General features: G+C 69.2%; 8 protein-coding genes and 1 tRNA gene. 6 read left to right on the top strand and 3 right to left on the bottom strand.

Annotated elements, in window-relative coordinates:
- Window positions 1-4: 4 nt before the first annotated feature.
- Window positions 5-1,537: an L-piperidine-6-carboxylate dehydrogenase gene (gene amaB, locus ACT53Q_RS01520; RefSeq protein ID WP_476184892.1), complete on the bottom strand. Its 1,533-nt coding sequence runs from the start codon at window positions 1,535-1,537 to the stop codon at window positions 5-7.
- 105 nt (window positions 1,538-1,642) lie between these two features.
- Window positions 1,643-1,719: transfer RNA gene (locus ACT53Q_RS01515), tRNA-Arg, on the bottom strand.
- A 265-nt stretch (window positions 1,720-1,984) separates the two neighbouring features.
- On the opposite strand from ACT53Q_RS01515, the gene ACT53Q_RS01510 reads away from it, so the two are divergent.
- Both ACT53Q_RS01510 and ACT53Q_RS01505 read left to right on the top strand, forming a co-directional pair.
- Window positions 1,985-5,188, top strand: a complete 3,204-nt coding sequence (locus tag ACT53Q_RS01510; RefSeq protein ID WP_476184891.1) for a hypothetical protein — start codon at window positions 1,985-1,987, stop codon at window positions 5,186-5,188.
- Window positions 5,189-5,291: 103 nt separating this feature from the next.
- Window positions 5,292-7,427 (top strand): sulfatase-like hydrolase/transferase, encoded by a 2,136-nt coding sequence (locus ACT53Q_RS01505; protein WP_476184890.1) that lies wholly within the window; start codon window positions 5,292-5,294, stop codon window positions 7,425-7,427.
- 120 nt (window positions 7,428-7,547) lie between these two features.
- On the opposite strand, the gene ACT53Q_RS01500 is transcribed toward ACT53Q_RS01505, so the two are convergent.
- On the bottom strand, window positions 7,548-8,231 hold the full coding sequence (locus tag ACT53Q_RS01500; protein WP_476184889.1) for a glycine zipper 2TM domain-containing protein: 684 nt from the start codon (window positions 8,229-8,231) through the stop codon (window positions 7,548-7,550).
- 277 nt (window positions 8,232-8,508) lie between these two features.
- Between ACT53Q_RS01500 and ACT53Q_RS01495 the strand changes: the two genes are divergently transcribed.
- Genes ACT53Q_RS01495 through ACT53Q_RS01480 form a run of 4 tightly spaced genes read left to right on the top strand, consistent with a single transcriptional unit; the run spans window position 8,509 to window position 12,314 of the window.
- The gene (locus ACT53Q_RS01495) at window positions 8,509-10,902 is read left to right on the top strand and encodes a DNA internalization-related competence protein ComEC/Rec2 (RefSeq protein WP_476184888.1); all 2,394 of its coding nucleotides are present in this window, start codon (window positions 8,509-8,511) and stop codon (window positions 10,900-10,902) included.
- A gap of 24 nt (window positions 10,903-10,926) precedes the next feature.
- Window positions 10,927-11,589, top strand: a complete 663-nt coding sequence (locus ACT53Q_RS01490) for a MotA/TolQ/ExbB proton channel family protein (protein ID WP_476184887.1) — start codon at window positions 10,927-10,929, stop codon at window positions 11,587-11,589.
- Window positions 11,590-11,593: 4 nt separating this feature from the next.
- Window positions 11,594-11,830 (top strand): hypothetical protein, encoded by a 237-nt coding sequence (locus ACT53Q_RS01485; protein WP_476184886.1) that lies wholly within the window; start codon window positions 11,594-11,596, stop codon window positions 11,828-11,830.
- 22 nt (window positions 11,831-11,852) lie between these two features.
- Complete coding sequence (locus ACT53Q_RS01480) at window positions 11,853-12,314, top strand: ExbD/TolR family protein (protein WP_476184885.1); 462 nt, start codon at window positions 11,853-11,855, stop codon at window positions 12,312-12,314.
- Window positions 12,315-12,324: the final 10 nt, after the last annotated feature.

Below are 12,324 nucleotides of genomic sequence, written 5' to 3'. Positions count from 1 at the left end.
GTGGTCAGAGGTCGAACTTGATGCCCTGGGCCAGCGGCAGCGCGTCGGAGTAGTTGATCGTGTTGGTCTGGCGACGCATGTACGCCTTCCACGCGTCCGAACCGGACTCGCGGCCGCCGCCGGTTTCCTTCTCGCCGCCGAACGCGCCGCCGATTTCGGCGCCCGAGGTGCCGATGTTGACGTTGGCGATGCCGCAGTCGCTGCCCGCCGCGCTCAGGAACGCTTCCGCGGCCTTGAGGTTGGTGGTGAAGATCGACGACGACAGGCCCTGCGGCACGGCGTTCTGCATCTCGATCGCCTCGTCCAGCGTCGAATACTTCATCACGTACAGGATCGGCGCGAAGGTCTCGTGCTGCACGATCTCGGCGTCGTTGGTCAGGCCGGTGACGATCGCCGGACGCACGAAGTTGCCCGGGCCGTCGATCGCAGTGCCGCCGGTCTCGACCGTGCCGCCGGCGGCCTTGGCCTGGGCGATCGCGTCGAGGAAGGCATCCACGCCGTCCTTGCTGTTGAGCGGGCCCATCAGGTTCTTCGGGTCGGTCGGGTCGCCGATCTTGGTCTCGACCTGCTTGTACGCGGCGATGAGCTTGGCCAGCACGTCGGCGTAGATGCTTTCGTGCACGATCAGGCGGCGGGTGGTGGTGCAGCGCTGGCCCGCGGTGCCGACCGCGCCGAACGCGATCGCCGGGATCGCCAGCTTCAGGTCGGCGGTGGGGTCGACGATGATCGCGTTGTTGCCGCCCAGTTCCAGCAGCGAACGGCCCATGCGGCGCGCGACGCGCTCGCCGACCATGCGGCCGACCTTGGTCGAACCGGTGAAACTGACCAGCGGCACGCGCTTGTCGTCGACGAACTGCTGCGCCAGCTCGCTGCCGGCGTCGTTGAAGAGATAGAACAGGTCCGGGAAGCCGCCGGCCTTCAGCGCGTCGTTGCAGATCTTCATGGCCGCGATCGCCGACAGCGGCGTCTTCGGCGAGGGCTTCCAGATCGAGACGTCGCCGCAGATCGCGGCCACGAAGCTGTTCCAGGCCCACACCGCGACCGGGAAGTTGAAGGCCGAGATGATGCCGACCAGGCCGATCGGGTGCCACTGCTCGTACATGCGGTGGCCCGGGCGCTCGGAATGCATGGTCAGGCCGTACAGCTGGCGCGACAGACCGACGGCGAACTCGCCGATGTCGATCATCTCCTGCACCTCGCCGTCACCTTCCGGCTTCGACTTGCCCATCTCCAGCGCGACCAGCGAACCCAGCGCGTCCTTGTGCGTGCGCAGGGCGTCGGCGCAGAGGCGGATGGCCTCGCCGCGGCGCGGGGCCGGGGTGGTGCGCCACACCTTGAACGTGGCCTGCGCGCGTTCCATCAGCAGGTCGTAGTCGGCCTGCGAGGACGCATGCACCCGGCCCAGCACCTCGCCCGTGGTCGGATTGACCGGCTCCAGCACGCCGGCATCGGTGGTCTTCGACCATTCGCCATGGCCGAGGTAGGTGCCGGATTCGCTCGCACCGAGGCCGAGGGCGGACAGGACGGGATGGGTCATCGGGGGAACTCCTGGGGTGCTGGCCGACCGCCCCGGATCAGGGGCGCTGGCATCGAACGGAAGGGAATGCGAAGCGAACAGGCAGACAACGGACACTCCGGCAACTGGCGGCCCCGACACGATTCGAACGTGCGACCTGTCCCTTAGGAGGGGACCGCTCTATCCAGCTGAGCTACGGGGCCGAAGCGGCGATTATCGCAGGCTTGGCCGGCCCCCGGCACCCCCGCGAAACCCGCGTCCGGCCCCGTCGATCCGACGATGCGGGGCGTGGGCGTCGTCGGTTTGGCGGGTGGGCGCATCACCGCCAGCCGGCCGATGGCAGGCGCCGAGCGGGCACATGAGGAAGGTGACGCCCGCCGGCTCGCCTGTCATCTGCGACAGGACCGGCCGCCGGGCCTGCATGGCATGATCCGGCGAGGACGTGCACGGCAGCACAGGGGGTAGGACGTGTCCGAGTTGCATCCGATTTCCGACATCTGCAAGGACCCGGCGCGGCGGGACACGCGCAGGGCGGATGTCGTGTTCGTGCATGGGTTAGGCGGGGACCACGTGCTCACGTGGCGCGATGGCGATCGCAAGGATGGTTTCTGGCCGGAGCAGTTGGCCGCGGACTTCCCGGACGTCGGGGTCTGGACCCTGTCATACGCAGCCAGTCCCAGCGCATGGTTCAGATGGCTGAAGCGGTTGCCGCTGCATTGGGTTCCGGGTCTCCGTGGCTTCTATCGACACGCGGATCGCGATACCGGGCACAGCATGCACTTGCCCGATCGTGGCGTAGAGGTCCTCAACGGATTGGTGCTCGCCGACTTGGGTAAACGGCCATTGATCTTCGTCTGCCACAGCCTGGGTGGATTGCTCGCCAAGCAAGTCCTGCGCTCCGCGAGCGACGATGGCAGGCCGGGCTGGAAGGCCGTGCGTGAGAGCACCGCTGCGGTGATGTTCCTCAGCACGCCGCACGCAGGTTCGCGATTGGCGACCGCCATCAACCGGGCAGGAAAGGTGCTTCGAGCCAACCCCAGTCTGTATGGCCTGAAGGCCAATGATCCCTATCTCCGCAACCTCGGGAACTGGTATGTCAACAACATGTCGGATGCCGAGAACCTGGTGTATTTCGAAACCCGGGACACGCTGGGTTTGCGTGTGGTTGACGAGGACAGTGCACGCCTTGGGTTGGGGCACACGCCGGTCCCGCAGGACGAAGATCATTTGTCGATCTCGAAGCCGTGCAAGCCGGACGCGGATGTCTGCAAGGACTTGCGACGGCTCGTTTCCGCTGTCATCGGTCGTGATCCGGGTGGGATGACGGGGACAAGTTCAGGTGCCGACACTCCGACGGTGCCATCCGGTCATGCGCAGGTTTCTCCGGTCGAAGTACATGTTCATGTCCCTCAACCCGCTTCCGCCCAGCCCCCCGCCATCCCCTGCATCCTCCCCGACGCCGCGTCGCGCTTTTTCGGTCGCGCCGATGCGCTGAATACGTTGGTTGAGCGCCTGCGCGAAGGACGCAACACCGTCGTCGCCGGCGCTGCCGGGCTCGGCAAGACCGCGCTGGCGGCGGAGGCGCTGCGCCAGGTGTTGGGCGATCGGCCTTCGGCGCGTCTGCCCGAAACGCCGTTTCCGGACGGCATCGTCAACGTCGATCTGTACTCGGAGAAGGACCAGCCTCGGATGTGCTGGAAGCGCATCGCGGATGCCGTCGGCGGCGCCGGCTTCCTGCAGGATCAACCGGAGGAAGTCCGTGCACGGGAAGCCTGCCGTGGCCGTCGCCTGCTGTTGATCGTCGAGGGCGGCGAGGAAGCGGATGGTGGCCCGCGTCCCGACGGCGCGCAACGCCCGAGTCGGCGCAGCTTGCTCGATCTACTGGCGTGGGAAGGCATGGTGCTCTGGCTGACCCGGCCGACGCCGACCTCACCCAGACCCGACATCGCGCTGAACGAGCCGCTGGGAGAGCAGGAGGCAAGCGATCTGCTGACGCATCTCACTCAGGATGCGCCGATGCGCTTGAGCGACGCGGATCGGCAGGCGCTGCTGGATTCGATGGAAGGCCATCCGCTGGCGCTGACCTGGGCCGGCGGTCTGCTCCAGCGAGGCGGCCTGCGGCCGGCGGAGTTGGTCGCCGAGTTCCGACAGCAGCCGGCGCGCAACCTGCACGATCCCGAGGATGCCCGCCACTCCCTCCACTGGCTGTTCCTGCGCAGCGTGCGCCTGCTCGACGCCGCCGCGCGCGAGACGCTGGCGGCCGCCGGTCTGCTCGCGCATGCGCCGTTCCCTGCGGAAGCGGTGTGCGCCGCTACCGGTCTCAATGCCGACCGGCAGCGCCAGGTGTTGCGCCAGTGCGCGCAGAGTCGCCTCCTGATGCCCATGGACGATGCCGAGTTGCCGGATCACTGGCGCTTCGGTCACGCGCTGGGCTACCAGTTTGCGCGGGCGCTGGGCGACGAGGGTGATTCGGTGGCGCGTGAGGGGATGCTGGATCGACTGATGGTCTGGGCCAATGGCCGCTTGCGGGCGGAACTGGCTGCCAATGCGCCGGCGCGGGCGCTGGGCCATGCTGAAGCGTTGTTGCCGGCGGTCGAACCGCCACGGGGGTGGTGGCCACTTGTCTGCAACTTGTTGTATGCCCATGAGGGCAGGCTCGAAGCGCTGGGCCGTCTCGGCGAGCGTGCGATGGCGATCAGTCTGGTCGAGACTTGGTGGCTGCACCTACCCGAAAACGTCCGGAACGATGTCGAATGGCGGCGTGAAGCATGTGCGATTCATAACTTGCTGGGCGACGTACTGCAAGTGCAGGGTGATGTGGTGGGAGCTCAGCGGCGTTACGAGGCGGCTCAGCAGATCAGTGCGGCACTGGTGTTGCGTGATCCGGAGCATGTCGGCTACCAACGCGATTTAGCCGTTAGCGAAAATAAGTTGGGCGATGTTCTGCAGGCACAAGGGGATCTGGTGGAGGCACAGCGGCGTTACGAGGCCGGTCTGCAGATTAGCGAGGCTCTGGCGTTTCGCGATCCGGAAAGTGTGCGCTGGCAGGGTGATCTGGGTGTGAGTTTTGAGAGGCTTGGAGATGTGCTGCAGGCCCAAAGGGATTTTATTGGAGCACAGCAGCGTTACGAGATGAGTCAGCAAATCAACGAGGCGCTGGTGGCGCGCAATCCGGAGGACGATGACTTGTGGCGCCATCTGAGCGTGAGCGAAAACAAGCTGGGCAATGTGCTGCAGGCGCAGGGGGATCTGGTGGGTGCGCAGCAGCGTTATGAGACCAGTCTGAGGATCATTAAAGCGCTGGCGTCACGCGATCCCGAAAATACAAGATTACAGCGTCATTTGAGCGTGGGCGAAAGCAAGCTGGGCAATGTGCTGCAGGAGCAGGGCGATCTGGCGGGCGCGCAGCAGCATTACGAGACAGATCTGCGGATCGCCGAGGCGCTTGCGTCACGCGATCCGGGGAACGCTGGCTGGCAGCGCGATCTGATGGTGAGCCGGCTCAAGCTGGGAGTCTTGTGTCACGCGCTGCAGGATGAGACCGGCGCGCATACGCACTTTATAGAGGCACGACGCATTCTGCACGCACTGGTGGAACGCTGGCCTGGGCATCCGCAGTTCCAGCGCGATCTCGCGGTGATCGAGCAGGCGATCGCATCACTGGGCGACTGACGCCGACTTCGCCCCTGCTGCACACCCGCCCCGATCCGGGCATCATCGACACCCGTCCGGCACGACGCCGGGCGCGACATTCCCAACGGACACGGAGACGGCCATGACGGCAGTGACAGGGCAGGGAACGAACGGGCAGGGCGGGGACGCTGGCGACCAGCCGATCCGCGATGCGGTGCAATCGATCGAAGCGGCGCGCGATGCGCGGCCGAACATCCTGATGATCCTCGTCGACCAGCTGTACTACCCGGGTCCGGGGTACGGCGACGCGGGGTTCGCGAACGGGATCAAGCAGGTACTGGACTTCGTCGGCGACATCGATCCGGAGACGAATCCGTGGGCGAAGCACTTCCCCGGGTTCTGCAAGTTGCGCGAACACGCGACGGTGTTCACCGACCACACCATCGCCGAATCGGCGTGCATCCCCAGCCGCGCCAGCCTGATGACCGGGCAGTACGGGCCGCGCACGGGCGTGACCCAGACCGACGGGCTGTTCAAGAGCGGCGATGCGCAGAACTTCCCGTGGCTGCCGCCGAACGGCACGCCGACGGCGGGAGACTGGTTCCGCGAACTGGGCTACACCACGCACTACTTCGGCAAGTGGCACGTCAGCGAGCCACCGGAACACACGCTGCAGCAGTACGGCTTCGGCGACTGGGAGCTGTCGTGGCCGGAGCCGCACGGGGCGTCGATCAACAACCTCGGCACGTTCCGCGACTACCAGTTCGCCGATCTCGCCTGCACGTTCCTGCACTGCCGCGGGCTGGGCGTGCCGTACAACCGCGCGCTGTCGCAGCAGGGCATGGACGCGCCGCTGGACACGCGCAAGCCGCAGACGGCACCGTTCTTCGCGGTGTGCTCGTTCACCAATCCGCACGACATCGCGACCTATCCGGCGCTGCCGCGCGGGCTGAAGCCGAGTTTCCCCGGCGACGACCAGACGACGATCCCGACGATCGGTCCCGGCGGCGCGGTGCCGATCCCGCCGCAGGGCAGCGTCAGCATCGCGCCCACGGAAGGCACGTTCCACGTCCCGCTGAACCCGACCGGCCTGCCGCAGGAATGCGCCACACCGTCGCCGACGCAGGACGAGAACCTGCTGACCAACAACAAGCCGCGCGCGCAGTACGACACCTCGTACAAGGTCGCGCTGGGGCTGGCGGCGAAGACCGGCCTGGCGGTCGGGCAGGGCATCGGTGGTGACGAAGCGACCGTGCTCGCGAACTCGGTGAAAGCGACACTGGGCGTCACCATCCCGTTCCAGCTGCAGCGCGAGCCCGACGACGCGGCGACCGGCTTCCTGCAGTACTACGCCTACATGATCTCGATGGTCGACCGGCACATCCTGAAGGTGCTGACGGCGCTGGAGGACAGCGGCCTGCGCAAGGACACCATTGTGGTGTTCGCATCCGACCACGGCGAGTACGGCGCCGCGCACGGCATGCAGATCGAGAAGTGGCACGGCGCCTACCAGGAAGTGGTGCATGTGCCGCTGCTGATCAGCTGTCCGAAGTCGCATGCGTCGCGGATCGACACCCGCGTGGTCACCGCGCAGACCAGCCACATCGACGTGCTGCCGACGCTGCTGAAACTCGCGGACGCCACCGACGCGCACATCGAACGCGCCCGCCGCGCGTTGTCCAAGACCCACGCCGCGGCGCCGCTGCCGGGCGCGAACCTCAAACCGCTGCTGCACGATCCGAATGCGCCGGTGATCGGTCCGGATGGTCGCAAACGCAAGGGCGTGCTCTTCGTCACCGACGACATGATCACCGAGCCGCTGCCGCGCGACGACGATCCGCACAACGTGCAATCGTGGCAGCAGTACGCGGTCTATGCGGCGACGGTCGATCTGCTGCGCACGCCGCCGGCGGACGGCGCGCCGCCGCACGCCTATCTGCCCGATCTCGCGGCCGGCGCGGTGATGCAGCCGGCGCACGTGCGTGCGCTGCGCAGCGGCGCGTGGAAGCTGGTGCGCTACTGCGATCCGTGGAGCGAACGCCCGGTGCCGGACCAGTGGGAGCTGTACAACCTCGCGCTCGATCCGATCGAGAACATCAACCTGCTCGTCCACGACGGCGTGTTCCCGACGCCGATCGCGTCGCCGCCCCACGGGCTGACGTCGGACCAGGTGATCGCGATCGCCAATGAGTTGTACGAGGAACTGCGCCGTCAGGAAGCCGCGCACCTGTCGCCGTATCCGTCGGCGCATCCCAGCGCCGGCGCGACCTCGCACTGACGCATCGGCACCTCGCGGGCACAAAAAAACGGGGCCCCGTGCAGGGCCCCGTCACCGGATCGGCGCTCGTGATGATGGCGCCGCATCCGATTTGCGTGATCGTTCAACGCACTGCGGCGATCACTCCGGACGCACGTCGACGCGGACGCGCAGGCGGTCGCCAGGGTGGTGGTCGGTGCGGGTGACGTACTGGCGGCCAGCGTATTCGTAGGTCACGTCGTACATCGTGATGCTGGTCGGCGCGTAGCGGCCGTCGTCGCGGGCGTCGACCGGATCGCAGACGCTGACCACGGCGCGGCGCGGCGGCTGCTTGTTGCGCTGTGCCTGTTCGTACACGCCGCGGCCGGCCATGCCGCCAACCATCGAGCCCACCGCCGCGGTGGCGTAGCGGGCGGAGCCGCCGCCGACCTTGCTGCCCAGCGCGGCACCGACGATGCCGCCGATCACCGTGGCGACGTTGCGGCCGGTCTCGGTGCCGTAGCGACGCTCGCCGTAGCTGTCGTCGTAGCCGCGATCGCTGCCGTGGCCGTCATTCCCGTAGTAGCCGTCGTCGTAACGATCGTCGCCGTAGCCGTCGTTGGCGGCGTACTGGCTGCCTTCGGTGTAGCAGCGGCCCGACGAGACGCGGGTCGGCGTGGTCTGCTGGATGACGGGATCCACGCGCACCACGCGGGCATAGTCGTAATAGGGCGCCTCGGCGCTGTAGCGGTCCTGCACCGGCGCCGGTGCGCGCGTCTGGGCGGAAGCGAGGCCGGTGGCGGCGATCAGGGCGGAAGCGAGGATCGTGGCGGCGATGCGAGGCATGGTGGACTCCGGACGCCGGGATGGCGCGACCCGCACCGTAGGGGGCACGGGATAACGGATTGCTGAATTCTTAACGCCTCCGCGCCCGCGAAAGCCCTGCGTTTAGCCACGCCTCAGGCGAAATGCACGGCTTGATCGCGTTTTGCAGGCGGAAAACGGTTTCGCGGGTTTCGGCTGTTGCGTTCGGATTTTTCCGACATCCGGATGCGTCGTCCGCCGATGGGCCGGGCTGCGTCGGCGCGGAATCCTGAGCGCCTCTCCTGCGAAGGATGCTTCCGTGCTCGATCCGCGATTCGCGCTGGCGCTGCTCGCGGGCACGCTGGCCTGCCTGTGGCTGCCCGCGCCGCCCCGGCCCTGCGTGCTCGCATGGCTCGCGTGCGTGGCCGTGCTGCTGCGCTGGCCGCGGCCGCGCGCGCCGCTGTGGCTGGCAGTGTGCTGTGCCGGCTTCGTGCTGGCCGGCGTGCGTGCCGAGGTTGCGTTGTCGCGACAGTTGCCGCCGAAGATGGAAGCGCAGGTCGCGCAGGTGCGCGGCACCGTGGTCGACCTGCCGACGCACGAGCCGCGCCGCACGCGTTTCGCGTTCGTCGTCGACGAGGCTGTGGACCAATCGCCGGCGCTGCGCGGCCGGCGCCTGCGGCTGTCGTGGTACGACGCTTACGACGCCCCGCCGTTCCCGCCGCGGGCGCCGCGCTATCGCGTGGCCGCCGGCAGCCGCTGGCGTTTCGAGGTGAAGCTGCGCGCGCCGCGCGGCCTGCGCGATCCCGGCACGGCCGACGTCGAGAAGCAGCTGCTGATCGACCGCATCGTCGCCACCGGTCATGTTCGCGACGAAGCCGAAGCGCGACGGATCGCGCCGCCGCGCGGGCTCGATGCCTGGCGCGAGCGCATGTCGGCGCGGATCGCCACCGCCGTGCCGGGGGAGGGCGCGCGCTTCATCCGTGCGCTGGCGCTGGGCGACACCCGCGGCCTCGACGACACCGACTGGGCGCGGCTGCGGGCGGCGGGACTGACGCATCTGATCGCGATCTCCGGCTTCCACGTCGGCCTCGTTGCCGGTGCGGCCGCGTGGTTCGTGCGCGGCCTGTGGTGGCTGTGGCCGGCGCTCGGGCGGCGCTGGCCGCGCCCGCAGGCGATGCCGCTCGCGGCCGTGCTCGGCGCGCTCGGTTACGCGGCGCTGGCCGGTTTCGCGCTGCCGACCGTGCGCACCGTGCTGATGATCGCGGTCGTCGCGGCCGGGCGGCTGTCTCGGCGTGCGAGCCGGCCCGTCGACAGCCTCGCGCTGGCCGCGATCGCGGTGCTGCTGTTCGATCCGCTGTCGGCGCTGACCGCCGGGTTCTGGCTGAGCTTCGGCGGCGTCGCCTGGCTGCTGTGGTGCCTGCCGCAGGGCGACGCGCGACCGGTCCGCGCCTTCTTCGCCGCGCAGGGCGTCGCCACGCTCGGGCTGCTGCCGCTGGGCGTGGCGCTGTTCGGGCAGGCGTCGCTGGTCGGGCCATTGGCGAATCCGGTCGCGATCCCGTGGTGGAGCCTCGTCGTGGTGCCGCTGTCGCTGCTCGGCACCGCGCTGGAGGCGCTGCATGCCGGCTGGGGCGGGCCGCTGTGGCGCGCGGCGGCGGCCTGCTTCGAGCCGAGCTGGCGACTGTTCGCGTGGCTGGCCGACGGCCCGCTGGCGCTGTGGTGGCTGCCGGAAGCCGCGTCGTTCGCGACACCGCTCGCGCTGCTGTCCGCGTTCTGGCTGCTGCTGCCGCGCGGCGTGCCCGGGCGGATGCTCGCGCTGCTGCTGTGGCTGCCGCTGCTGTGGCCGGATCGCCATCTGCCGCAGCCCGGCGAAGCCGAGGTGGTCGTGCTCGACGTCGGGCAGGGGTTGTCGGTGCTGGTGCGCACACGGACCCACGCGCTGCTGTACGACATGGGCCCGGCGCAGCCCGATGGCTTCGATGCCGGCGAACGCGCGATCACGCCGGCGCTGCATGCGCTCGGCGTGCCCGCGCTCGACGCGACCATCGTCAGCCACGGCGACAACGACCATGTTGGCGGTTTCGGCGCGGTGGCCGCCGAGTTCCCGATCGCCCGCCGGTTCGCGCCGTCGGAGAGTGGGCTGGAGACGAAACTCGGGCGCTTCCGCGCTTGCCGCGGCGGCGATGGCTGGACCTGGGACGGCGTGCGTTTCCGCTTCCTGCATCCGCCGGTCCATTTCCCGTACCTGCGCAACGAATCGAGCTGCGTGCTGCGGGTCGAAACGATGCATGGCGCGGCGTTGCTGACCGGCGACATCGGCGACGTGATCGAACGGCGGCTGGTGCGGGAGGCGGGGGCGTCGCTGCGGGCCGATCTGGTGCTCGTCGCGCACCACGGCAGCGCCGGCTCGTCGGACCTCGCGTTCGTCGAGGCGACCCGCGCCCGGTTCGCGGCGATCTCCGCCGGCCACGGCAACCGCTTCCGCCATCCGCGGCCGCAGATCGTGGCGCGCTGGCGCGAGGCTGGCGCCCGCACGCCGCTGACCGCCGACGCCGGCGCGCTGCGCTTCCGGCTGGCGGCCGACGGGGTGTCGCTCGCGACCGAGCGCGGCCGCCATCCGCGGCTGTGGGACGCCGCCGCGTTGCGCCGACGGCGGCTCGGTGGGGGTCCTGCCGCTGGGCTATCCTATGGCCGTGACGACGACCCCCATCGATGACGGCCACGGGCCGGAGGATGCGACGTGCTGGAACTGGTGAAGGCGGGCGGATGGCCCATGATTCCGCTGCTGCTGCTGACCGTCCTGGCGGTGGGCATCGTGCTCGAACGTTTCTGGAGCCTGCGCCGCCGGACCGTGCTCCCGCCCGGCCTGGGCGACGAGGTCCGCGCCTGGGCCGCCCGGGGCAACCTCGACCCGACCCACATCGAGTCGTTGCGCCGCACCTCGCCGCTGGGCGCGCTGCTGGCCGCCGCGCTGGACGTGCGCCAGCGCCCGCGCGACCAGATCCGCGAGCGCATCGAGGACGTCGGCCGCCATCTCGTACATCGCATGGAGCGCTTCCTCAACGCGCTCGGCACCATCGCCTCCGCCGGGCCGCTGCTCGGCCTGTTCGGCACCGTGGTCGGCATGATCCAGATGTTCCTGGGCATCCTCGACAACGGCATCGGCGACGTGAACCAGCTCGCCGGCGGCATCGGCAAGGCGCTGGTCTGCACCGCGACCGGCATGATCGTGGCGATCCCGGCGCTGGTCTTCCATCGCTATTTCCGCGGCCGCATCGCCGGCTACATCGTCGACATGGAACACGAGGCGATCCAGTTGCTGGACACCCTCGATCCCGTGCGTCCCGGCGCCCCGGGCGCGCCCGGCGGCCGCGGCATCGTGCCGCCGGTGCGCGGGGACTGACGCCATGGTCGCGCTGCGCGTCGCCGTCGTGCTGCTGTGCGTGGCCTTCGTCGCCTGGCCGGTGGGGCATGCCGTGGTGGTCGGCCTGCGCACCGGCCGGCTGCCGCACAGCGACAGCACGTCGGTGGTCGTGCGCGGCACGCATCCGGTCCGCTTCTGGGCGCTGATGGCGCTGTTCCTGACCATGCTGGCGCTGCTGGGTTACGGCGCCGGCGTCGGCCTCCAGCGCGCGCTGGCCTGACCCCTTCCGAGACGTCCACGCCATGCGCATCCGCGATTTCCGCGCCGACGACGAACCCGAGATCAACCTGATCCCGATGATCGACGTCGTGCTGTGCCTGATCATCTTCTTCGTCGTCACGACCACCTTCGATGCGCGCTCGGTGCTCAAGCTGCAGTTGCCGAAGGCGCAGGGCGAGGCCAGCGAGTCGCCGTCGAAGTCGCTGAGCGTGCTGGTCAACGCCGACGGCCGCTACTTCGTGCAGGACCGCGAGGCGCTGCGCACCGACGTCGAATCGCTGAAGCGCACGATCATCGAAGTCGCCGGCAGCGACCGCAGCCGTCCGGTGCTGTTGCGCGCGGATGCGCGCACGCCGCACCAGTCCGTCGTCACCGCGCTGGACGCGCTGGGGCAGCTCGGCTTCCGCCGGATCAGCATCGCCACCGCGCCGGAAACCCGCGCCGAGGCGAAGGCCGCGACCGCGCCGGCGGGAGCGCGCAAGTGAGTGCCCGCAC

It is taken from the genome of Lysobacter sp. DMC97 (assembly GCF_056313745.1).
This window is presented reverse-complemented; position numbering and strand designations above follow the sequence as displayed.